The sequence below is a fragment of the Sphingobacterium composti genome, assembly GCF_009829075.1.
GTDB lineage: Bacteria > Bacteroidota > Bacteroidia > Sphingobacteriales > Sphingobacteriaceae > Sphingobacterium > Sphingobacterium composti.
Genome location: NZ_WUQZ01000005.1, coordinates 33,851 through 58,009, shown reverse-complemented (window position 1 = coordinate 58,009; position 24,159 = coordinate 33,851). Strand labels below are relative to the sequence as shown.

At 33.6% G+C, this 24,159-nt stretch carries 25 protein-coding genes; 8 read left to right on the top strand and 17 right to left on the bottom strand.

The genetic code is table 11. The annotated features are described in order from the left end of the window. Window positions 1-4 precede the first annotated feature (4 nt). From GOQ17_RS05165 to GOQ17_RS05150, 4 genes are read left to right on the top strand one after another with little or no spacing between them, the layout of a single operon-like run. The gene (locus GOQ17_RS05165; RefSeq protein ID WP_159635806.1) at window positions 5-790 is read left to right on the top strand and encodes an N-formylglutamate amidohydrolase; all 786 of its coding nucleotides are present in this window, start codon (window positions 5-7) and stop codon (window positions 788-790) included. Between the two features lie 5 nt (window positions 791-795). After that, window positions 796-2,625 (top strand): flavohemoglobin expression-modulating QEGLA motif protein, encoded by a 1,830-nt coding sequence (locus GOQ17_RS05160; RefSeq protein ID WP_236537061.1) that lies wholly within the window; start codon window positions 796-798, stop codon window positions 2,623-2,625. 4 nt (window positions 2,626-2,629) lie between these two features. Beyond that, window positions 2,630-3,637 carry an ATP-grasp domain-containing protein gene (locus GOQ17_RS05155; RefSeq protein ID WP_159635803.1) on the top strand — a complete coding sequence of 336 codons (1,008 nt, stop codon included), beginning with the start codon at window positions 2,630-2,632 and terminating at the stop codon, window positions 3,635-3,637. 55 nt (window positions 3,638-3,692) lie between these two features. Next, the gene (locus GOQ17_RS05150) at window positions 3,693-4,529 is read left to right on the top strand and encodes an MBL fold metallo-hydrolase (RefSeq protein WP_159635800.1); all 837 of its coding nucleotides are present in this window, start codon (window positions 3,693-3,695) and stop codon (window positions 4,527-4,529) included. A gap of 25 nt (window positions 4,530-4,554) precedes the next feature. Here the strand turns inward: GOQ17_RS05150 and GOQ17_RS05145 are convergent, their stop codons facing one another. From GOQ17_RS05145 to GOQ17_RS05125, 5 genes are all read right to left on the bottom strand, one after another. Further along, window positions 4,555-5,646, bottom strand: coding sequence for a serine hydrolase domain-containing protein (locus GOQ17_RS05145; protein WP_159635797.1), 1,092 nt, complete (start codon window positions 5,644-5,646; stop codon window positions 4,555-4,557). 1 nt (window position 5,647) lies between these two features. After that, window positions 5,648-6,082: an FKBP-type peptidyl-prolyl cis-trans isomerase gene (locus tag GOQ17_RS05140; protein WP_159635794.1), complete on the bottom strand. Its 435-nt coding sequence runs from the start codon at window positions 6,080-6,082 to the stop codon at window positions 5,648-5,650. A gap of 68 nt (window positions 6,083-6,150) precedes the next feature. After that, window positions 6,151-6,510, bottom strand: coding sequence for a YkvA family protein (locus tag GOQ17_RS05135; RefSeq protein WP_159635791.1), 360 nt, complete (start codon window positions 6,508-6,510; stop codon window positions 6,151-6,153). Between the two features lie 49 nt (window positions 6,511-6,559). Further along, window positions 6,560-7,561: a tetratricopeptide repeat protein gene (locus GOQ17_RS05130; protein ID WP_159635788.1), complete on the bottom strand. Its 1,002-nt coding sequence runs from the start codon at window positions 7,559-7,561 to the stop codon at window positions 6,560-6,562. 12 nt (window positions 7,562-7,573) lie between these two features. Then, window positions 7,574-8,323: a C40 family peptidase gene (locus GOQ17_RS05125; protein ID WP_159635785.1), complete on the bottom strand. Its 750-nt coding sequence runs from the start codon at window positions 8,321-8,323 to the stop codon at window positions 7,574-7,576. Window positions 8,324-8,409: 86 nt separating this feature from the next. Here GOQ17_RS05125 and GOQ17_RS05120 point away from each other — a divergent pair, with 86 nt between their 5' ends. Further along, the gene (locus GOQ17_RS05120; RefSeq protein ID WP_159635782.1) at window positions 8,410-8,871 is read left to right on the top strand and encodes a universal stress protein; all 462 of its coding nucleotides are present in this window, start codon (window positions 8,410-8,412) and stop codon (window positions 8,869-8,871) included. On the opposite strand, the gene GOQ17_RS05115 is transcribed toward GOQ17_RS05120, so the two are convergent. The 5 genes from GOQ17_RS05115 to GOQ17_RS05095 all read right to left on the bottom strand — a co-directional run bounded on the left by GOQ17_RS05115 (window position 8,868) and on the right by GOQ17_RS05095 (window position 14,208). After that, entirely contained in the window at window positions 8,868-10,046 is a 1,179-nt protein-coding gene (locus GOQ17_RS05115; RefSeq protein WP_159635779.1) for an RsmB/NOP family class I SAM-dependent RNA methyltransferase, read from the bottom strand. The genes GOQ17_RS05120 and GOQ17_RS05115 overlap by 4 nt on opposite strands. Before the next feature lie 5 nt (window positions 10,047-10,051). Further along, a complete protein-coding gene (locus tag GOQ17_RS05110) occupies window positions 10,052-11,353 on the bottom strand; it encodes an ABC transporter substrate-binding protein (protein ID WP_236537059.1) in 1,302 nt (433 codons plus the stop codon). Next, entirely contained in the window at window positions 11,310-12,860 is a 1,551-nt protein-coding gene (gene guaA, locus GOQ17_RS05105) for a glutamine-hydrolyzing GMP synthase (RefSeq protein WP_159635773.1), read from the bottom strand. Before guaA ends, GOQ17_RS05110 begins: the two co-directional genes overlap by 44 nt. 75 nt (window positions 12,861-12,935) lie before the next feature. Further along, window positions 12,936-13,739: a S1/P1 nuclease gene (locus GOQ17_RS05100; protein WP_159635770.1), complete on the bottom strand. Its 804-nt coding sequence runs from the start codon at window positions 13,737-13,739 to the stop codon at window positions 12,936-12,938. A 7-nt stretch (window positions 13,740-13,746) separates the two neighbouring features. After that, window positions 13,747-14,208, bottom strand: coding sequence for a DUF4268 domain-containing protein (locus GOQ17_RS05095; protein WP_159635767.1), 462 nt, complete (start codon window positions 14,206-14,208; stop codon window positions 13,747-13,749). A 79-nt stretch (window positions 14,209-14,287) separates the two neighbouring features. On the opposite strand from GOQ17_RS05095, the gene GOQ17_RS05090 reads away from it, so the two are divergent. Beyond that, window positions 14,288-14,821, top strand: coding sequence for a lipocalin family protein (locus GOQ17_RS05090; RefSeq protein ID WP_159635764.1), 534 nt, complete (start codon window positions 14,288-14,290; stop codon window positions 14,819-14,821). Between the two features lies 1 nt (window position 14,822). Here GOQ17_RS05090 and GOQ17_RS05085 read toward each other — a convergent pair whose 3' ends face one another. Both GOQ17_RS05085 and GOQ17_RS05080 read right to left on the bottom strand, forming a co-directional pair. Next, the gene (locus tag GOQ17_RS05085) at window positions 14,823-15,131 is read right to left on the bottom strand and encodes a hypothetical protein (RefSeq protein ID WP_159635761.1); all 309 of its coding nucleotides are present in this window, start codon (window positions 15,129-15,131) and stop codon (window positions 14,823-14,825) included. Between the two features lie 58 nt (window positions 15,132-15,189). Beyond that, a complete protein-coding gene (locus tag GOQ17_RS05080; RefSeq protein WP_159635758.1) occupies window positions 15,190-16,494 on the bottom strand; it encodes an OmpA family protein in 1,305 nt (434 codons plus the stop codon). 131 nt (window positions 16,495-16,625) lie between these two features. Here GOQ17_RS05080 and GOQ17_RS05075 point away from each other — a divergent pair, with 131 nt between their 5' ends. After that, window positions 16,626-18,035 (top strand): alkaline phosphatase, encoded by a 1,410-nt coding sequence (locus GOQ17_RS05075; protein ID WP_159635755.1) that lies wholly within the window; start codon window positions 16,626-16,628, stop codon window positions 18,033-18,035. A gap of 43 nt (window positions 18,036-18,078) precedes the next feature. Here GOQ17_RS05075 and GOQ17_RS05070 read toward each other — a convergent pair whose 3' ends face one another. The 3 genes from GOQ17_RS05070 to GOQ17_RS05060 are packed head-to-tail and all read right to left on the bottom strand — an operon-like array spanning window position 18,079 to window position 19,963. After that, on the bottom strand, window positions 18,079-18,873 hold the full coding sequence (locus tag GOQ17_RS05070) for a TerC family protein (RefSeq protein WP_159635752.1): 795 nt from the start codon (window positions 18,871-18,873) through the stop codon (window positions 18,079-18,081). A 25-nt stretch (window positions 18,874-18,898) separates the two neighbouring features. Further along, window positions 18,899-19,426, bottom strand: coding sequence for an adenine phosphoribosyltransferase (locus tag GOQ17_RS05065; protein WP_159635749.1), 528 nt, complete (start codon window positions 19,424-19,426; stop codon window positions 18,899-18,901). 3 nt (window positions 19,427-19,429) lie between these two features. After that, window positions 19,430-19,963, bottom strand: a complete 534-nt coding sequence (locus tag GOQ17_RS05060) for a ComEA family DNA-binding protein (RefSeq protein ID WP_159635746.1) — start codon at window positions 19,961-19,963, stop codon at window positions 19,430-19,432. A gap of 470 nt (window positions 19,964-20,433) precedes the next feature. Here GOQ17_RS05060 and GOQ17_RS05055 point away from each other — a divergent pair, with 470 nt between their 5' ends. Next, window positions 20,434-21,042: a polysaccharide deacetylase family protein gene (locus GOQ17_RS05055; protein ID WP_159635743.1), complete on the top strand. Its 609-nt coding sequence runs from the start codon at window positions 20,434-20,436 to the stop codon at window positions 21,040-21,042. A gap of 8 nt (window positions 21,043-21,050) precedes the next feature. Here the strand turns inward: GOQ17_RS05055 and GOQ17_RS05050 are convergent, their stop codons facing one another. Together GOQ17_RS05050 and GOQ17_RS05045 are read right to left on the bottom strand one after the other, a co-directional pair. Next, window positions 21,051-21,830 carry a DUF4249 family protein gene (locus tag GOQ17_RS05050; RefSeq protein WP_236537058.1) on the bottom strand — a complete coding sequence of 260 codons (780 nt, stop codon included), beginning with the start codon at window positions 21,828-21,830 and terminating at the stop codon, window positions 21,051-21,053. A gap of 2 nt (window positions 21,831-21,832) precedes the next feature. Beyond that, window positions 21,833-24,157 (bottom strand): TonB-dependent receptor, encoded by a 2,325-nt coding sequence (locus tag GOQ17_RS05045; protein WP_159635740.1) that lies wholly within the window; start codon window positions 24,155-24,157, stop codon window positions 21,833-21,835. Window positions 24,158-24,159 lie beyond the last annotated feature (2 nt).

Here is a 24,159-nt window from a genome sequence, read left to right as displayed (position 1 = left end):
CATAATGGGTTTAGAAATACTATATCAAATCAAAAATCAGGAAAGTCCAATGTGGTCATTCGCTATTCACGATGGTCATCACATTGATGAAGATTTTCTTTCCTATATCTCGCTATCAGACAAAGAGCGACTAAGAGAAGAAGATCCATTTACTGCGAAAATTGCGGACTTACCTGTCAATCAATTTATTGTTGAAACATCGCGTTTTCAACTTGATTTAAACAGAGATTTGGAAAATGCGGTATATCTTCATCCTGACCAAGCATGGGGATTAAATGTATTTAGAGCAAACCTTCCCTCCAATTATTTGTTAGAATTATACAAACAGCATCAATCAATTTATTATACTATTGAAAGACATTTATCGACTACGATCAAGAAGTTTGGCTTCTTTATAATTCTGGATATTCATAGTTACAATGCCAAACGAGAAGGCGCAGAACAAGAGATAAACAAAGTGAAAAATCCCCAAATAAATTTGGGAACATACTATAACCATGATAAATGGAGAGATTTGATAGATGAGTTTAGGTCTGCATTCAATAAGTTCAAGTTGAATGATGAAACTATTGATGTTCGTGAGAATGTAAAATTCAAGGGCGGAAATTTAGCGCAGCATATAATCAATCAATATGGAGAATTAGGCTGTGTTTTATCGATTGAGTTTAGAAAGGATTTTATGGACGAATGGTCTGGAGAACCTTATATGGATAAAATAGCTGCTATTAATCAACTTTTGAAAAATGTGTTGCAGTCAATGAATTCGTATTTACAAAAGATTCAAGTTTAATATTTGTGGAAGAAAAAATATTTAAATATATCAAATCTTGTATTCACAACAGGGAAGCTTTTCACGAGCAAATTCCAAATGTTGGCAAGGTTGTATTTAATAAAATTGTACCTTATTTCTTTTTATACCGTATCTCTAGTACGTCAACTAAACAACGTATGATTGCTGATTTAGCAAAATCTCAGCTATCAAGTATTATTTTGAATTATGATTCTGACAATTTACATAGCTATATTAAAGAAATAGCGCAAGAACTTAAAGCAGAATTTGGAAGTTGCCTAATTATTGAAGTTTGGGTGGATAATGACAAAGAAGATGAAATATCGATTCACATTGCACAAAAAGTAGCCTTACCATTAGCTGAATATATCCACAAAAACATCAATATAGAAGCTTCGGATTTAAAATCTGTTATAATCAAACAAAAAAATACGCCATCTAATCCAGATTTCAAACCGCTATATTCTTTAAAATATCTGCAAGAGAATAACATCTATCTTCTAGGATTGAGTATAAAAAACAGTTATATAAATATTTTGGGTGATACGCTCCCATTGTTAGAAAGACACTTTAGAGAATCAATGAGTAAGACATTGTCTCGTACATTTTTTGAATACTTACGCCTATATACAAATTTGAATCCTGCAAAATTCAAATTGAATGTCCATAAGGAAATTACACCAAATATATTTGAAATTGACAAGGCACTATTAGCAGAAAGTCAACGCTTTGATTTCCTAATGTTAGTTACACCTACAAATGTAGAAGAGGCTTGGCAAACTTTTAAGAAAAACAGGTATGCTAAGGATCCTGTATTTCAATATAGACCAATGCCCATAGATCCTGATTTGGTGAAAAGAAATCTCTATAACCTTCCTATAGAAGATATTCACGATCCGAATATTGCCTATTTATTTAGAGATAAGCGCAGAGAATTGGACGAAATGATGAGTATGCTAGATGATCGCAATACACCTGATTTTGTTCATGGGAGTCTACAGGTTTTTGGAAATATAAATGACAAATTGATGCAAGTAGCTGAAGCCATCATTACTGTCATTGAGAATAACAAAACGCCAACTGCAGCAAGAAATGAAGAAAAGCTAAATGCGGAGCAATTTGCCAAACTAGCAACACAAGAAATTGAATATTTAAAATCTCAAAATACTGAACTAAATACAACTGTACGTGTTCGTAATGACGTATCAGGGGTGATGGTAAATCGGGGCATACTGAATATTAGTACTAATTATAAAGTAAGTAAAGAAAGAGCCGAAGCCTTGATTCAACATGAAGTTGGGACGCATATTGCTACGTATTTTAACGGAAAATCCCAGTCTTTACAATTGTTCAGTCTAGGTGTACCAGGATATGAAAAATTACAAGAAGGTCTTGCTGTATTTGCAGAATATATGGTTAATGGACTAAATAATGAAAGATTAAGAATCTTAGCGGCTAGAGTGATATGTGTTAGGCATATGCTCATGGGTAATACTTTTATCGACACTTTTTCAATGTTGGTGGAGCAATATGAATTTTCCGAAGACACTGCCTTTCTAATAGCTATGCGTGTATATCGAGGAGGAGGTCTAACCAAAGATGCCGTTTATTTACAAGGACTAATAGAACTTATAGATTACATTCGAGAAGGTAATGACATTAATATTTTGACAATTGGTAAGATTAGAAAGGATTACATTCCCATTATTCAAGATCTTATTCAGCGAGGATATTTACGTCAACCAGCAGTTATTCCACGCTATTTGTCTAAAACATATTCATCACGTTTAGAATTGATAAAAAAAGAAGGATCTATATTTAAACTCATAAAATAAATCTATGAAAATCGCATTCCTAATTAATCAAACGCACAAAGAAGAAGCCTATTTTACGACAACAACTATGGCTTTGCACGCTTTAAAACGTGGTCATACAATACTGTATATAGGATTAGCCGATTTTGTCTATGTGGACGACAAGCATATTGATGCGCATGTTCGTCTCATAAATCCCGACACTTCATTAACAGATAATGAGGAATTACTCGAAAAATTAAAAAAACAACCTAAAGAACGTATTTCGATGATGGATGTAGATGTACTGTGGTTACGTTTTGATCCTGTTATAGATATGCACAATAGACCTTGGGCACCTTCTATGGGGTTACAATTTGCTCAATTACTGAAGAAATTAGGAAGATTTGTAATAAATGATCCCGATGAATTGATTCAAGCTAGTAATAAACTTTATCTGGAAAATTTCCCTCGTGAAATAAGACCAAAAACAGTGGTTACACGTAATTACGATGATATATTGGATTTTATGAATAAGCAGAATGATAAAATAATTCTCAAGCCACTCAAGGGTTCTGGAGGCAAAAATGTGTTTATGATTAGCCCCAATGAGTTGCACAATCTCAAACAAACTGTCGAAGTAATCGCTAGAGACGGTTATGTTATCGGACAAGAATATTTACCAGAAGCAACAAAAGGTGATATGCGATTTTTTCTATTAAATGGTGAACCGATCGTTATTGATGGTAAATATGCCGCATTACAACGTGTTCAACAACAAGGAGAAATAAGAAGCAATATTCATCAAGGCGCTAAAGCAGAAATAGCTAGTGTAACTGAAGGCACATTAAAATTAGTCAACAAAGTCTCAGATAAACTTCGTAGAGATGGTATGTATTTGGTTGGATTAGATATTGTAGGTGACAAAATTATGGAGATTAATGTGTTTAGTCCAGGTGCTTTGAGTGCGGCCAGTAATCTAAATAATGTGGATTATATTGAATATTTAATAAAAGATTTAGAAGAGAGAGTGCCCAGCTTTTACAAGCATTAGTATCCCCTAACCATTAATTTTTGATACCTTTGATTGTACTTTTTTCTTTTAAACGATGAAATTATATACAATTGATACTGGTTATTTCAAACTTGATGGAGGGGCGATGTTTGGTGTAGTACCCAAATCATTGTGGCAACGAACAAATCCAGCTGATGAAAATAATTTGTGCACCTGGGCCAATCGTCTCCTGCTAATTGAAGATGGAAAGCGATTGACACTTGTAGATACGGCATTAGGAAATAAACAGGATGCCAAATTTTTCGGGCATTATTTTATTCATGGTGATGATACAATAGATACATCGTTGGCAAAATACGGGTTTCATCGAGATGATATTACAGATATCATATTGACGCACCTTCATTTTGATCATTGTGGTGGAGCTATTAAAAGAGATGGAGAACGCTTTATACCAGCCTTCAAAAATGCTAGATTTTGGAGCAATGAAAAGCATTGGAATTGGGCGACTATCAATCCAAACCCACGTGAGAAAGCTTCGTTTTTAAAAGAAAATATCCATCCCATTCAAGAATCTGGTCAACTTCAGTTTATCAAAGAAGGACAATCTTACGATACGAATATTGACATACGGTATGCACATGGACATACAGAAGCTATGATGTTGCCACAAATAAAATATAAGGACAAAACAATTTTATATATGGCTGACTTACTTCCATCTGTCGGGCATATACCACTTCCCTATGTCATGAGCTATGATGTACGACCGCTAGTAACTATGAAAGAACGAATTTCCTATTGGCAAGAAGCTGTCGAAAATGAATATATACTCTTCTTTGAGCATGATCCCGTCAACGAATGTTGTACATTACAGCAAACTGATAAAGGTATTCGAGTTAAAGATATTTTCAGACTATCGGATATATAAAAAAGGGAAAGCTTTAAGCTTTCCTTTATTCATTACTATACACTTTTGTCAACCATATGAATAACGGATCATTAAGATTTGGTAAATAAACTTTTTCTGAATTCATTACTTCTTGGAAAATATCTGAAATTAATAAATCATCTCTGTTAGTAAACAAGGATATTCCATAATTACGTTGCGGTTGGAATAAAAAGATATTATGGAATCCTGTACTTTCTCCTGAATGAAATAATGTGAAATATCCATCTGATGATTTTGTAAAAAACAATCCTAAACTATAGTAAACATTATCTTTGACTAATATTTTATATTTTTCTAAATCAGCATAAAACTGTGCAGTAAATAAAGAATTATTTTTATCCATCCATTTTGCAAAATCTTGAGCTGATATATATACCCCACCATCTCCCCTTGTTGCAGAGGTTATGCTTTGGTCGGCAAAGAAGAATGATGAATTTCTAATTTTATAACCATAAGCTCTGTCCTCTAAATTACTAGGAGCAGAAATCTGTGCACCTGTCATATTCAGCTTATCGAAAATTCTTTGTTTACAAAAATCTTCATATGATTGATTAGTTACTCGCTCAACAATTAGAGAAAGTAAACAATATGCTGTATTACTGTATCGAAAACTAGTACCAGCTTCAAAATAAACGGTGTCTATATCTTGAACTAAAGTCAAGACATCTTTATCAGCTAATTGATCTTTTTGTGAAGAAGGGATTACATTTTCATAATCAACAAGTCCAGAACTATGGTTTAAAAGATGTTTGATTTGAATAGCTGAACATCGCTGAGGTAATTCTGGAATGATGGATCGAATTGGTGTTTCAAAACTAATTTTGCCATCTTGAATTAGCATATACAAAGCCATCGCCGTGAAATTCTTGCTAACTGACGCCATTCTAAATCTAGTATCCGCTGCTATTAAAATTTGTTTTTCTACATGAGCAACACCAGTATAAACACTTTCATTTTTGGAATCGCTTTTGAATAATAATACTCCTCCTGGTTTGGTAGAGTCCGCGTAATAATTTGATAAAATATTACGGTAAGTTTGGCTAAAACTTAATGTATATACAAGCATACTTACTGCAAACAATATTGATTTTAACATACTATAAAATTGATATTAGTTCCATCTCGAAAATCAGTGTACAATTCCCTCCACTAGTAGGAGTCAATGATTCAAAACCATAAGCAAGATTATGAGGTACATAAATAATCCATTTACTCCCTACTGGCATCAATGTTAATGCTTCTTGCCAACCTTTGATTAATTCTTTTACAAAAAATGCTTCTGGGCGTTTCCTTTTGTAAGAACTATCGAAAACTTCGCCATTTAGCAAAGTGCCTTTATAGTGACATAAGACTTTATCTTTAGCTGTTGGAATATCTCCATCGCCTTGATGAATGATTTCATATTGCAAACCAGATGCTAGGGTTATAACTTTCTCTCTTTGTGCATTCTTTGCTAAAAACTCAACACCCTCTGATAAATTTTTCGCGGCTAAGTCTTTTATTTTTTTTAGGTAGCTGTTGGATTTTGACATAGCGTAAAAATAATAGAAAAGCCGTATAATTTCTTATACGGCTACATAAATAATAATATTTGTTTAAGTTATATAGAATTCATTGATTCTTTATAACGTTTCATTTCTTCGGAAAGCTTTGTCAGTGCATAACCTACAATAGTAACATCATCCAACCATCCTAATACCGGTATCAGATCTGGGATGGCGTCTATCGGAGAAACTACGTAAATAATTGTCGCTACGATAATTGAAGCATTCCATGTATTGACTTTAAATTTCCCAGCCATAACGTCTTTGGCCATATTAACCAATACCTTGAAATCACCCATCTTTTCATCCAAGTTTAATGCTTTAGCATCTGCCTGGTTCAAATCATCTACAGTCAGCTGATGTGCTTTATAAGCGCTGAATAATTTAAATGCTTTCTTTAAATAAGTTTGTTTCATTTATTATTATTTTTTGACTTGGACTTCACTTTTAACCAATAGTTTAACGCTAGTCTTCATCTTCTAATTCTTCAAATTTTGCAAAATCCGCTGCGGCCGATTCGCTGTCACCAGTTTTTTCAAATAATGTTGCACGATATTGGTACAAGTCTGAGTAATAAGGGTTCAAGCGAATTGCTTCAGAATAATCTGAAATAGCTTCTTTCCAATTGTGAGTTTTTTCATAGACATCAGCTCTCAACACATAGGCGTAAAAATCATCTTTATTTGCATTAATAATTGTAGAATAATCGGCTATAGCTTTATCAAATTGTTCTATGTTTTCATATAATTGAGCGCGTTCTTCGTATATTGAAACGTCAGAACTATCCAATTGCAATGCCACATCAAAATCTCTTAATGCCAAATCAAATTCTTTAATAGCCATGAATAGTTTTGCTCGATAAAGATATGCTTGAACAGAAGGATTACTTTCTGTAACCAAATCTAAGTCGGCCAATGCCTTATCGTATTGTAGAATATACATATAAATGGCAGCACGAGAAATTAGAATATTTACATCACTATTCAACACGAATGCATTTGAGTAATCACTTATTGCTTCGGCATAGTTGAAATGCTGAACTTGCAACATTGCTCTGTTTATGAATAATTGTGCATTTTCAGTTTGTGACTGAATTGCAGCATTCAGCTCTACTAATTCTGGTGATTCCACCATCTCACCTTGATTTTCTAACCACTCTAAATAATGATGATAATTAAAGTCTACTCTTTTTGCTATCTGATAATCATAATATGCACTTTCGTCGTCTCCATTAAAGTTATGAAGAATAGAGCGGCAGGCATAGAAGAAAGGCTGTTCTGGATATTGCTGTATAGCTTTACTATAAGTTTCTATAGCTTCTGAATAATTTTCTTTAAGAACAAAGTGATAAGCATGGGTTGCTAAGTCAATGGCCTCACCATTGTTGCTTGTAGAAATATTAGTAATGTTGAATGGAAATAATTGCGAACTAGCTAAATTATAATAATTATTTGCTTGTAAAATCATTGGGATTAATAATTAAAAATAACGTTTTACGATACGTAGATTATGTGTATACCGATTCAATTCAGTATTAAAGATTCCTTGATTATCCATTTTATCAATTCTCACTCTCCCAGCGGCATGAATGATTGTTTCATGATCTATCATTACTCCTACGTGGGTTATTTTGCCCGCTTCATTGTCAAAAAAAGCTAAATCTCCTGGTAATATTTCTGGAAGAAAATCAACGCTTTGTCCACTTTCCGCTTGCTGATAAGCATCTCTTAATAATGCTATTCCAAAATGCTTATAGATTAATTGACTAAATCCAGAACAATCAATCCCATATCGCGATCTTCCTCCCCACATGTATGGAGTGTCTTTATAATGTTGAATAAGTTTAGGGAACTCTTTATTAAAATCACCAATGTTTGTCTCTCGAATCGCACCTTCGATAATATATGTATCTTGACCAATTGTAATTGAATTACCTGTTACGGTAGTGCCATGAAGTAAATTTATAGTCTTTGCAGCAGATATTGCATTTGCTCCTCCTAGATCAACGATACTATCTGTTTTTACACCTGATAATACTAGAGATCCAAATTGATTATTTTGAATCCATCCCACATACTTGGTATCTGATAGTTTAATCTTAGTGAAATCTGATCCTTCTTCCAAAATTTCGAATTGTTCACCAAATAACACTTGCGATACCATTTCACTCCGATGAGATGCTTCTGCACGAAGGGGTACTATATTGAGATTACAGGCTGAAATATCCATGGGCATTTATTCTTAAAAACATTAACACCTTTTCAATTGTTTTATTCTTACTAAGATACTTTTTAAATGAACTAAATAATAAGGATATGAAAAAATTTCGTCGCATTTTGTTAGCTCTAGATGACTCACCTTGCACAGATAAAATTGTGAACTATGCTAAAGAAATGATTGCAAATGAAGACATTTCTCTTGCACTTTTGACTGTAGTACCTCCTGCTAGTCCTACCACCTATGGTGCAGATCCTCTTTTAGGTCAACAAGCTATAATAGTTCCAGAAATAACAGAAATACAACAAAATACAGCTGAACAATTTATAGCTAAAATAGCAAACGAATTTAGCTATAACTTTGAAACATTTACATTCACACGAATAGGAAATATTAAGGAAGAAATTCTACTACTAGCTGATGAATGGTCTGCTGATTTAATAGTTATGGGTTCTAATGGACGATCTGGATTTGATCACTTTATCTCAGGTAGTGTGTCAGAATCTGTTATTCGCAAGGCGACTTGTCCAGTCCTTGTAGTGCCCATACATTGTAATTAGTTTTTACGGATTAATCGCGCCGCAAACATACTATCAGCTTTATTTTCGTATCCTCTAATTAGTTCCACTTTCTCTATTTCAAACTGAAATTGATCAACTAAATATTGCACCACCTCTTCATTTTCTTTTTTATAAACAGAGCAAGTGATATATACCAATGGTTTACCAATTTTAAGATGTTTTACGACATTAGATGCTATACGCTTTTGTAACTCTGAAAACTCTTCCAATTTTTCAGCCGTTATCTGTTGTAACATTTCTGGTGTTCTTCCCCAAGTTCCAGAACCCGAGCAAGGAACATCTAATATAATACCATCAAATTCTTCCTTTCCTAATATAATTGAAGTATCATTCGTCAAATCCAAAACTTTCTGACGTGAGGGAGCATGAACACTCGCCTTATCAAAACGCTCGTTTAAATTTCTTAATATAGACAATCTAATATCTGATACTAATAATTTAGCTGACGGATATTTATCCAAAAACATCAAAGCTTTACCCCCCGATGCAGCACATGCATCCCACCAATTTTCATTTGGACTTGATTTCATAAAGTCAATAGTGTGTTGTGAAGATAAATCTTGCACCTCAAATTTTCCAGCTAATTTTGGAAAATCTTGCAATCTAAAGCCATTAGGAAGCGCTAAAGTATTAGTATTTATCAATTTATATGGAAACTCTTTTGCTTCTAAGGCTGAAAGTACTTCACTTTCATTTCCACGTTTGATTCGGATAAATAAATCAGGTTGAATAAAATGACTACATACAAATTTTTCCTTAATTAAATCTGTCGATAAGCTTTCATGCAAAGGAAATACATCATTTACATCAAACCCAATGTAAGACTTCAAAATATCAACTTTCTCAAGCAATGGTTTTGTTAAGTGCTTTGCCAACTCCTCCTTATGAATAGTAACCAACGGAGAAATTGATTCACATAAAAACTCAGCATAAATAAGTCTTGAAAACACTGATTCGCTTTTAAGCGCATTTCCTAATCTGAAATAGTTATAAATAAAACGAGAGGTCATCTTTCTATCAGATGACCCCATTTGTTTATTTTCTTTAAAAAAGCGCGCTAGATATCGAGACATGGGCTCGTTGTAATTATATCTACTCAAAGCACGTTCAAAGTTCCGAACATGTTGAGCCACACGATTTTCATTAATTATCATAAAAATTATTGTAATTGGAATGCACCATGCATATATTCTTTGTAAGATACTGCTTCATTGGTGAATCCCCAGTTATCATTGTAAATGAATTTGTAGGTATTGAATAGGCCCGTATAACTCTCTTCTGTCAATTTTGATTTTATATTGTCGACACCGTATTTATCAATTAATCTTCCAAAGTAAACAGCAACATCATAACCTTTGAACGATTGATCTGATGGAAGCACACCAAATTTTTGCTTGTATAATTCTTTGAAATTACGCGCTGTGGCTGTCCAAGGCTTATAACTACTTTCACTAGTAATTATCGGATTCAAATTATAGAAGTTAGTATGATTGCTGAAATCGAATCTATCCCATAGTGGATGACCGTACAATTTTATAGAATTATATGATTCAGTATTTCTTTTTGAAAGATTACTAATCAAATTATTCAATTGCGTTTTATCAGTCGTTCCGCTAATTACTAAATTCGTACCAGTTTGAGATAATTTTTCATTTAGCTGAGCTAAAGTAGAAACTGAAACAATATTGACAGTAGATTTATACTCCTTTACGGCATTTAACATACCACTCAAAAATTGACGGCTATCATTATCTGAAGTGTTGTAAATAATAATAATATCACCCGTTATAAAATCCTTTGCTACGCGCTTAGCGATACCATTGGTATGAGATTTAATGGATGGGGTAATAGTAACTAAATTATTTAACCCAAATTCAGAAGCTGGAGATGCAGCCAAAGGACTAATAATAAGTTTATCCTTATTTGGCAAGTTGTTGCCAAAAGCTTTTATCTCAATTGGATAAATAGGACCAACTACTAACCCTACTTGATCTATTTCCTCAGATGAAGCAAGAGTTGAATTAAAGTATACATTATCCTTAGAATCAATAACTTTTAAACTATAAGGTTTCGCGTTTCTACTAACCTCATTCAATCCTAATTGAAAACCTTGATAAAAATCTAATGCCAGTGCAGAGCGTTTCACATCACTTTCTTGAACCCCCAACTTATTAATATTATCAAGTTGAAAAGGTAACAATAAAGCAATGCTTCGTTCAGCAGCTATTCTTCTTTCTTTCTCTTCTGCTTCTTTCGTGGCTGCAGCCTTTTCTTCTTCGGTTTTTGCGGTATTAGATTCCGTGCTTGTTACCTGTCCAGGATTACTTGGCGCACGTAAAACAGTACTTTTAGGAGTACAAGCTGATACCCCTAAAAGTAAAGAAACTGCATATATTAAATAAGATTTTCTCAAATTATTATTCCCACTCAATTGTAGCTGGTGGTTTTGAACTGATGTCATACACGACCCTATTGATTCCTTTAACATGATTTATTATTTCATTCGAAATCTTAGCTAATAACTCATACGGTAAGTGAATCCAATCTGCTGTCATACCATCCAATGATCCTACGGCTCTCAATGCTACTACGTGTTCGTAAGTACGCTCATCCCCCATCACTCCTACGGATTGTACTGGTAAAAAGATTGTTCCTGCTTGCCATACTTTATCGTACCAACCAGATTCCTTCAGATTACGAATATAAATATCATCTGCATCCTGCAAAATTCGTACCTTTTCTTCTGTAATATCACCTAAAATACGAATTCCTAATCCAGGTCCAGGAAATGGATGTCTATTTAGAATATTAGGATCAACATTTAAAGTCTTTCCGACACGACGAACTTCATCTTTGAATAATGTTTTTAAAGGCTCAATAACCTTTAATTTCATATAATCAGGAAGACCTCCAACATTATGATGCGATTTAATTGTAGCAGAAGGTCCTTTTACTGATATTGACTCAATAATATCAGGGTAAATTGTACCTTGACCTAACCATCTAGCCTCTGCTCCTTCTGGCAATTCTTTTTGAATATCTTTTGAAGCCTGATCAAATACATCAATAAATGCTCCGCCAATAATTTTACGTTTAGCTTCTGGTTCTGAAACTCCCGCCAATTTATTAAAGAATGATTCTTTTGCATTGACACCTTTAATATTAAGACCCATATTTTTGTATGAATCTAATACTTGATCATATTCATTTTTGCGCAAAAGTCCGTGATCTACGAAGAAACAGTGTAGTCTTTCACCAATAGCTTGATGTAATAAAACCGCAGCTACTGTTGAGTCCACTCCACCCGATAAAGCCATAATTACATGATCATTACCTAACTGCATCTTAAGTTCTGCTACAGTAGACTCTACAAAAGATTCAGAAGTCCAATCTTGTGAACAACCACAGATATCGACTACGAAATTTTTAATCAAAATCTGACCATCCGTACTATGTGTTACTTCCGGATGAAATTGAATACCGTAAGTTTTCGTACCTTCTATGTGATAAGCAGCTACGCGAACTTTGTCTGTACTAGCAATTACTTTGAAATTTGCTGGAACTTCTTTGATCGTATCCCCATGAGACATCCATACCTGCGACTGTGCAGGGATTCCTTTCAATAATTCATTTGAATCATCGACAAATTGTAAATTAGCTCTGCCATATTCACGGATTTCTGATGGTAATACTTCACCACCTGATTGCTGTGCCAAATATTGAGCGCCATAACAAACACCTAATAGAGGGAAACGTGATTGAATAGCTTTATAATCAATTTGTGGAGCGTCTTCTTGACGTACGGAATAAGGACTTCCGGAGAAAATAACGCCTTTTACGTTGTCATCAAACTCAGGAACTTTATTAAAAGGATGAATCTCACAATATACATTTAGTTCTCTCACACGACGAGCAATTAGCTGCGTATATTGTGAACCAAAATCAAGGATAATAATTTTTTCAGACATAGTGCAAAGGTACAATTTAGATATTAATATTAGGAAGTCAATTTTTACTATTTGACGAGGAAAAATAATCAGTTTTTATCCGTAAATCTCATTCAATTCATTTGCTAAGCGAATACCAGCCTTCAATAAAGCTTCCTCCATTACATATTTGTAATCATAGACATACGTATAGCTTAAGTTGGCATTATACTCCACATCAGCATAAATCTTATTAGCTAATTGATGCGTTTCATACAAAGCTTGTTCGAATGATACGTTGAATTTTTTATAGAATTTTTTGTCGTGAATATCCAACACAGAGGAATATTCTGTATAGCTATACTGCTCATTTTCTACCAAGTCAGAATCCCACACACGGTGAATATTCGTTTTTCGACCAAAAAACATAACTTCAATCTTATTTCCGCCCAAATCTGCTGCTCTACCTACGTGCATCGGCTGATGTGCGTCAGCAAAAAGATGCAAAATAAAGTATAGATTTTCTTGCTGCTGTGCTAAAGACAAATCTTTCTTTTCGATTGTCTCTTTTTTCACATTCAAATAAGCTTTATATAAGTTGTTGTCTGGAGATTGTTGTAATTCTGCATGGAATTGATCGTAAGTCAAATTTGCGGAAGTATTCACAAAATGCCATGAAGCAGTTTTCTTGAAAGCTGCACTGGTATCTGATTTTATAAAATCAGCCCAATTAGACCAATAAGCGATATGTTGATTTCCAATAACTTTTTGGATATTCCTTTTAGCTTTTTTGCTCAAGTGTCTTTCTGCAATTTCAGCAATCACACGATGTCCTGTCATCCCCCAAGCTTGCGCCTTTTGCATTTGACTTAATATCATGCAACTCACTAACAAAACGATTACACTTAACTTGTTTTTCATATTTTAATTATTTAAAAATGTCGAATGAATATTTTGCCATAGACCAAAATTCGTCTAAAGCGATTATACGTGGCTTAAAAAAGCTGATTAGCTCTGGCCATTGTGTCTTATTAAAAATAGAAGTTTTTTCTATTGAAGCGGAAATACGAGCAGTCTTTTTACCATATTCATCATAATACATTTCGTCCCACTCCCATTCTTCAATTACGATTCCTTGGAAAATTTGTTGCAGTTCTTTGAATTGCTCAAATATAAGATGACGTATACTTTCGTCTGGATGTGAAATTTCAATATAAATATGTGCCATTTTATTCGTGGCATCCATCCTAAAATGCAGGTGCTTAATTCCAGTTTTGTAATTAACCCAATTTACCCTATCACCATCAGCCGAAGGAACCGCTGACATATATTGACCAAACGTAGTCCAGAATGTTTCTTTTAGATTTCTTGCTTCTTCTTTTGAATACAAAACTTAAAATTTTCACAAAAATAAAAAATTGGATAAACTTTTGCAGTCACTATTTTGTTAAACTTAAAAAAGTAATTTCATGAACAAGAAGAAATCATTGCTATTATTAACCGCAGCAGCAGCAGGTACAGTTATCTACAATATTTGGAAGCCAGTAAAGTCAGAATTACCAGTGATCACAGATTTTGAAAAAGAAAAATATCTTGGTCAATGGTATGAAATCGCCCGTTTGGATTTCTTTTGGGAAAAAGGATTGAAAAATGTTACTGCAAAATATTCTTTGAATGAAGATGGAAGTATCAAAGTCATTAATTCAGGAGTAAAAATTAAAGACAATAAAACGAAAGTAAGTATAGGAAAAGCTAAGTTTAAAGGTCTACCTAATGAGGGTGCCTTAAAAGTATCTTTCTTTGGTCCATTCTACTCAGGATATAATATCATGCATATAGATGGAGATTATGAACATGCACTGATTTTTGGAGAAAATCTAGACTACATGTGGATTTTATCTCGCAATAAAACCATACCGGCAGAGCTTCAAACCAAATATTTAAATTATGCCAGAAGTGCAGGATATAACATTAATGATTTGGTTTGGACAATCCAAGAATAAGCTATGCAAACAATTCTTGGATGACCCCAAAATCAACAGATGAATCGGAAGAAATAGCCTTAGCAATAACCTGAAGGTGTTCTTCCGTGATTTTATTTCCAATCCCTTTATTATATAATGTTGTTAAATAGTAGGCATATTCCTTTTTAATTTTTGGATCTATTAGATGGTTTTGTACGTTATAATTGATAATACTGCTCGCAAAATTTCCAAAATCTTCAATGGAGAAACGCTGATGCTTCCCATAGAATGAAAGCATATATTTTTCAAAATCTTTTTCTAATTTCTTACTAATTTCAAAATCCAACATATCTAAAAAGGCATATCACTTTAGGTGATATGCCTCAAAATTACTAAAAATAATAATTCTATTTTCTTACACTTACCGCTACCCTTCTATCCTTTGCTCTTTCAGCATCTGATGCTTCAGCGGGCACAGTAGCAAATTCAGAACCATATCCTTCAGCATCTGTCACTTGACTTCCTAACCCTTTTGATTCAAGGAATGTTTTCACTGCTTCCGCTCTTTCTTCTGATATTCTTTCATTCACAGCTTCATCACCAGTTCTATCAGTATATCCTCCAATCTTTATTTTGGCATCTGGAAACAAGCGAAGAATAGAAGCTATATTTTCCAATTGTTGTTGACTCTCCGGCATCACAATAGCTGTACCTGTCTCAAAATTCAAATTATCAAAATCAAACCATTTATCTTTAAGCTGATCGTCTGATAATGATTTATAATCCGTTTGTAAGAAAGCAATTAGATTCTCTTCGATACCAGCAGGATATGCTTTCAAAGAAGCGCCATCTGGTAATTTTACATCTATTTGTTGCCTTTCGCTTTGAGTTAGGGGATTAGTAATTGTTGCTGTCGTATCTGCATTATTTATGGAATCTCTTAATACATTTTCTTTAGTATCACCATCACATCCTCGACCTAATAAAAACCACAGCCCGATAAGCAATAATGGAATCAATATCCACCAAAAACCTGCACCCTTTTTCTCTTCTTCAACTCGCTCTTGTGTATGTACTACTTCGGGTTTTCTAGGTGGCAGTTGTTCAACCATAGGGCTATCCGTGATTGGTTGCTCATGTATTGGCTCATTAGGTAATTCAGCTGGGTGATCAGCCTGTGCAAACAACGATCCAAATGCACCTAGCCCAAGACCTGTTGGTAGAGCTGCTGCAAATGAAGATTTATTAGCACTTAATAAACTACCAATTGAACTCGCATCCCAATGCGCTCCCTTACTGGTAATACCTGAGATTACAGCGGGTAGACTAGCCCCTAATATTCCTAATACAGATTCATTTCTAATACCTAAATATGAGGCAATAGATGAAACTACAGTGGGCAATCTTTCTCCAAAAATAGATGTCAGCAAATTTTGTGTTTCAAATTTTGAATTGTCTGTTCCCGCAGGTGTTCCAAAAAAATTCCCAAACAAATTATTAAAATCAAAAGAACCAAATAAATGCTGTGCCGATGTAAGTATACTACTCAAGCCATCGCCACTTTTACCTTGCATTCCTAATAATAAAGAAGGTATTGACAAGTCTAAACCCTTTTGTATGGCGTCTGGTGATTCTCCTAAATTTGCGCCAAGCTTGTTAATCACTTCAGTTGTGAAGTAAGACTTAACATTATTCAATAGATTACTTTCCATTTCAGTATAAATAGTTAACAAAATACACAACAAGTTAAAGTGATATTTGTTTGTTTTTAATATTTCTGTTACTTATATGGTATATTGATTGACTTAGGTTATATTTGAGAAAGTCAAACAATTATAATACTATGAAATACAAATCGATTGTAGCCACAATATTCTTTTCTTTATGCTGTGCTGCACTAAGTTATGGTCAACCAAAATACATCTTTTATCTTATAGGTGATGGAATGGGACTAAACCATGTAAATCTTTCTGAAATTTATTTAGCAGAATCCAAAGGTAAAATTGGTTACCAACCTCAACTTTTATCAAACTTCCCTTACGTTGGATTTGCATCCACTAATTCACTTTCGCACGGAGTAACAGACTCTGGTGCTGGAGGTACGGCATTAGCAGTGGGTAAAAAAACCAGAAATGGGAATATCGGAACTGATAGTTTAGGTACTACACCTTATAAAAGCATTGCATTCGCTGCTAAAGAAAAAGGTTTGAAAGTGGGTATCACTACAAGTGTAAGTGTTGACCATGCGACACCAGCTTCATTTTATGCCCATCAGCCAAGTCGCAACAATTATTACGAAATTGCATCTGAGATTCCTGCTTCTGGATTTGATTTGTTTGCGGGTGCTGGATTTTTAAAACCTACTACCACTTATGATAAAAAAGAAGTAGTAGATGTACATAAAGAAATTGAGAAAAAGGGATATACAATTGTACGTGGAAAAAGCGCATTTTCAAACTCCACATATGAGGGTAAAAAAGTAGTTTGGTTGAATGAAAAGTCTGAAAGTAGTGAATCTTTAAAATATGCAATCGATCAAAATGCGAATGATATGTCTTTGGAAGATATTACCCGTGGTGCTATTAAAAAATTAAGTCATAATAACAATAAGGGCTTCTTTTTAATGGTAGAAGGTGGTAAAATAGACTGGTCTTCACATGCGAATGATGGTGCAACTACATTAAAAGAGGTTTTAGATTTTTATAAAACGATTCAACTGGCATACGAATTCTATCAAAAATATCCCAAAGAAACATTAATAGTTGTAACAGCAGATCATGAAACTGGCGGGCTTGCGGTTGGTAACGGTTCTTCGACATTGAATACTAAAATTTTAAGTCATCAAAAAATTTCTCAAGGATCTCTTTCAGCTTTAATAGGCAATTTGAGAAAAGAGAAGCCTAATGCTACTTGGGAAGATGTAAAAACTTTGATTAGTGAAAATACAGGACTTTTTGCTGCTGTGAAAGTTTCTGAAAAAGATGAAAAAGAGTTACATAAAGCTTACGAAAAAAGCTTTGTAAATCATGAAAATGAAACTTCGAAAAGTTTATATGCTAATGATGACAAAATTGCATCTTTAAGTATAAGTATTTTAAATCGTTTGGCATCCTTAGGTTGGGCCTCTGGAGGACACTCAGGTGCTTATGTGCCGGTTTATGCAATCGGTGAAGGTGCTGAATTATTCAATCACAAGATGGATAATACAGATATTCCTAAAAAAATAGCACAAGCTGCCCAATTGAATTTTTAGTAAAACAAAAATGGTTAGCGAAAGCTAACCATTTTTGTTTTATCTAATTTTTTGAAATTTCATTTTCCTTCACAATTCTTGCATTCTCACTTTTTAATGCTTTCTTCATAGCTTTAATATTTAAAAACTCCACTAAAACTGAAAATGCCATTGCAAAATAGATATAGCCTTTTGGAATATGTTGATCAAATGCTTCTGCTGTCAGTGACACACCTATAAGCAGTAAGAAAGCTAAAGCTAGCATTTTCACCGTAGGATGATTATTCACAAAACTACTAATCGCTTCTGCTGATACAAGCATTATACCAACTGCTACAATAACAGAAGCAATCATAACGCCAATCTGATCGACCATACCAACCGCTGTAATCACCGAATCTAAAGAAAAGACTAAATCCAAAATTATAATCTGGATAATAACTGAAGAAAACGTAACTACTTTTGCATTAGCACCTGTAGCTTCAACATGACCTTCTACCTTGTGATGGATTTCTGTCGTACTCTTGTAAATTAAAAATAAACCTCCAATAAACAATATTAAATCCCTTCCTGATAGGATCAAATATGGCGCATATTGCTCATTAGTGATATTAAACCATTCGGAAAAATTAACTAGTGGAGCTGTTAATCCCATCACCCACTTAATTGAAAACAATAGTGCGACACGCATTACTAAAGCCAACAATAAGCCTATTTGTCTAGCTTTTTTTTGTTGCTCGACAGGGAGTTTAGCACTTTGAATAGAGATAAAGACAATGTTATCAATGCCTAAAACAATCTCCAATACTGTTAATGTTAAAAATGAGATCCAAATTTGTGGATCAGACAACCATTCCATACGATAGTTTTATAGTGAATAATAATTAATAATTTACTAGAGATATTACTTTATCACTAAATCGGTGTAGTCTTCCTTCACCATTTAAAAATTGCAAGTTAATTACAAATGAAAATCCAACCACCTCTCCGCCCAATTTTTCAATTAATTTAGCTGCTGCAACGACCGTACCACCTGTTGCTAATAAATCATCGTGAATAAGTACTTTAGTTCCTTTGGGGAAAGCATCATCATGAATTTCTATTGTTGCTTGACCATATTCCAATTTATACGATTCAGCTATTGTTTTCGCAGGCAATTTCCCTTGCTTTCGTATTGGAACAAATGGAATGTTCAATTTGTTTGCCAACATTAGTCCAAAAAGAAATCCACGACTTTCTATTCCTGCAATTACATCTATATTATAGTCTCGAACTTCTTCAGCAAAAGCATCTACAATTTCTGTACACAATTGCGCATCTTTAAGTATAGGGGTAATATCTTTAAAAATAATTCCTGGTTGAGGAAAATCAGGAATGTCACGGATCACATTTTTTAATTTGTTTTCTAACATGTATCAAAATTCTAAGTATGGCTCAATTTTACGTAAAAAATCTTGATCTAAAGCTTTGTTTTGAGATAAAGTATAAATATCTAAATAACTTCCATGATGATCTCTATAATTAACTATCGACTGTGCCTGTTTTTTTGATATATACGGATGTTTGCTCAGTTCTGTCGCGCTGAATCTATTAATAGGTAACTTTTTTAGTTGAGATGCAGAAATCACTATTTTATGTTTTATTAGTTCATAGTTATCTTCACTTATGCCATAAACTTCACGCAATTGACTCACTTCATGAAAACCTCCAAGAGCATCACGGAATTTAATAATTCGATTAGCTAACACTGAACCAATTCCTCGTAATTCTTTTAATGCTGTTATGTCGGCGATATTAAGATTTATTTTAGACGACTCTTTATGTTTATATGGTTTTGCTTCGTGTTTGCTCTCCGTATCATCTATAAATTTATCTTCTTTTGTACTTATTTTAATATATGGTTCTAATCGACGGTAATCATTTTCAGAAATAGAATAGATTTTTTTCAAGTCCTCTTTTTTATAGAATTTCCCTCCTTTGGCAGTATAATTTTGAATGACTTTTATTTGTTTGGAAGAAAGTCCTAGCTGCTCCCACTCCGATTCAGAGATAATATTTGGATCAAAAGTAAAGTAGTTAATACTTTTTTCAGTATTTAATGATTTGTACTGTGGACGCGAATAATCAGTTGCTATATTAATTTCTGCATTTTCCTCTTTAATCTCATCCTTCCCAAGAATATATAGTGTATGTGTAATTTCCTCCTACTTTTGTAACACACGATACAGTAACATGGTGATATTAGATAAAATAACTAGAGTGGCTAACACAATAAATCCATTACGTTCGACCTTTGTAAATTGAAAATATTTAAAAAATTTAGCCATCATATCAAAAGAATGATTTTATTGTGCTATAATTGGTTGCCCTATTTAAGTATGATTAGATTAAATTTGCAAAATATAACTGTGATTTAGAAATGTATTTCGTCAACGCGCCATTTTTTTTACGTTGGTACTACCCTGCTGTTCTATGGAATAAGTCTAGAAAAGAAAAAAAACTTTATCTGACATTTGACGATGGTCCTATTCCTGAAATCACCCCTTGGATTATAGATACTTTAGCGAATTATGATATTAAAGCAACTTTTTTTTGTGTTGGAGAAAATATTAGTAAACATCCTGATATTTTTCAACGACTAATCGAAGAAGGACATCGCATCGGAAATCACACATACAACCATCTAAAAGGCTGGAATACTACAGATAAGGAATATATTGAAAACGTGTACAAATGTAACGAACTGACACAAACCAATTTATTTCGTCCCCCATATGCACGCGCTAAAAAATCACAATTGAATCTTCTAAAGAATGACTTTGAATTTGTCTATTGGGATGTCTTATCAGGCGATTTTGACATCAAACTATCTGCTGAAGCCTGTTTCCAAAATGTACAGAAACATACCAAAAATGGATCTATCATTGTTTTTCACGACAATATTAAAGCCATTCCTAGGGTTCAATATGCTCTACCTAAAACCATTGAATATTTCTTAGGTAAAGGGTTTACATTTGAAATTCTTTAATCTAAATCTTATTTAAATTTTATTCTAAAGCCATATTTCTTCGCACTACTAACACTAAAATATCCTAATGCTCCATTAGAGATATTTGAGGTGGGGTTGGCTGGAGCAGCACTTCCTGGGTTTATGGACAAGACATCATTCCAATAGGTAAATACTGGCTTATCAATTATCTGTCTTCGAACAACTACAGTATCTCCTATCAATATATCATTCCTATTGTCAGAAATCTGATGTGTTACATACAAACCATCATTAAATTTATCACTGAAAACACGACTAAAAATAAAATCCTTTCCATTGACAGAAATATTATACTTATAATAATTTGGTTGATCTTTTGGGTCAACGAATTTTAATGTAACAGAATAAACGGTGTCTGAAAAGATAACATCCTCAATGATGCCTAATGAATCAACATCAATGTAAGGATTCATATAAGAGGATGATTCGAATACTTCATCACCTATTGTAACACTTAAATTATATCTTGTTTTGTCTTTCGGTTTGAAGGAGGCTGAATAAGCTCCATCTCCAATAGAATTAAAAGTATATACTTCACCTTTGTCATTCATAACACGCACTATTGCATTGTCGATTGGTTTATTGCGTACAGGCGCGTTAAAAGCTACTGTTTGAGATACTTTTATTATTTGCTCAGATGTTAGATCACTTAGATCACCTTCAATCACATATCTTGGGTTTGCTTCATTTAAATTCACGTCTATTAACTCTTCGCATGAGGCAAATAACATGCAAAATAAAACTGTATATAAATAATAGAATCTCATAATTAAAATTTAAAGTTCCATGTTACTGATGGTATAATTCCAAATAATGCAATTTTGTATGCTTCTGTAATATTTGCATTATTTTCATTCTCTCTAAAGTCTATAATGTAGGCATTTTTACGATTGTAAACATTATAAAGTCCAAAAGACCAACTCGATGCAAAACGCTTATTTTTAGGTGATGGATCATAATTAGCAGACAAATCTAAACGATGGTAGTCTGGCATTCTATATCCATTTCTTTCAGTATAATAAAAAGAAGTACGACCATCTACAGTGTATTTGCCGCTTGGAAAAGTAATCGCATTACCTGTATAATAAACAAAGTTTGCACCCACATTCCATTTATTACTTAATTGATAAATACCAACTATAGATACGTCATGTGTACGATCTTGTCTTGCATTAAACCAATCCCCATTATTGATCTGCTCAAATTGTCTCTCACTTTTCCCAAGTGTATAACTAATCCATCCGTTAAATTTGCCCTTAGTCTTGCGTAGGTACAACTCTAAACCATATGCACGGCCCTGACCAAACAACAACTCACCTTCTAAAAATTCATTTGCCTGCAAATCAGCTCCATTACGAAAATCAATTTGATTTCCCATATACTTATAGAAGCTTTCTACCGAAAATTCATACGTATTATTGGCAAAGTTTCTGAAATACCCTAATGCTACTTGATCGGCATACTGAGGTTTTATATTGATACTACTCAATACATATTGATCTGTTGGCAAAGAAGATGTTGTATTTGTCAACTGGTGTAGATTTTGAACAATTCTATTATAGGATGTTTTAATACTTTGCTTGTCATCAAGAATAAAGGATGCTGAAAGTCTTGGTTCAATATTAAAGTGATGTTTAACAATTTCAGAACTTGTATATTTCTCACTTGAAATCGCTTCACCATCACGATCAAATTCATAAAAAGTACCTGGACCTTGGACCATAAAATCAGTTGCACGCATACCATACAATACCGAAAACCAATAAGTAGGATTCCATTCATGAGACAAATATGCTGCAAGTTCTATACCATGACGCTTTTCAATATTTATTGAATTAACTGCCGAATTCGCATTCGCATTAAGGCTGGCTGGAGAAATCTTTTGTTTTAATGCATTCAAACCAAATCTCCATGTACTTTTATTATTAGCATAATATGAAAAATCTTGCTTCAAATTGAAATTTTCAATTTTTGAAGCTATAACAAATTCACTATTATCATTATTTACATTCACATTGTACGTGAAATCACTGTAAATTAAAGACGTATTGCTGAAAAGTTTTTCATTCAGGATATGATTCCAACGAACAGTAGCCGTAGCATTACCCCAATCAAAGCTAAATAAGTCACCGTAGCCCAAATCATCCTTACCAAAATATCCAGAGGCATATATAGTATTCTTGTCATTAATTCTATAGTTCAGCTTAGCATTCAAATCATAGAAATACAACTTGCTATCTTTCACAGTCTGATCACTAGATGCCTTTAGAAAGAGATCCGCATAAGTACGACGACCACTGATCATAAAAGAGCTTTTATCTTTTTGAATTGGCCCTTCTAACTTTAATCGAGAAGCTATCAAACCAATTCCACCCTCAGCAGCGAAGTTTTTATTATTACCATCGATCATATGGATATCCATCACTGATGAAATACGACCACCATATTGTGCTGGAATACCACCCTTAAATAACTCAACGTCCTTAATAGCATCAGAATTGAAGGTGGAGAAAAAACCAAGTAAATGGGATGCATTATAAACTGTAGCTTCGTCTAATAAAATCAAATTTTGGTCACCACCACCACCACGAACAAAAAAGCTTGATGAACCTTCTCCCCCTTTACCTACTCCTGGAAGCATTTGAATTGTTTTCAAAATATCTCGCTCACCAAAAATAACAGGTACATTTTTAATCTCTTCAATAGTGAAATTAAAAGCTCCCATTTGTGGGCTAGTTACATTTTTATTCTGCTTTTTTCCAGAAATTACAACCTCTTCGATTTCTCGCCCTATTGACGTCAATTCAAAATTGAATCTTTTCTGTTCATCCGTATTTATACTTTCTTCAATAGGTTGATATCCTACATAAGAAATTAGTAGCGTAGTTTCTTTATTGTCTAACTCTAGAGAAAAGAAGCCATAACTATTTGTTCGAACAGTACGATTGGACTCCTTGGCTTGTATAGTTGCACCAATTAATATTTCTCCCGATGACGCGTCTTTTACATATCCACTAATACTGACTTTCTCTTGTCCAAATAAGCTGACATGAAACAAACAGGCAACAACAAATAATACGTATTGTCGAAACATAT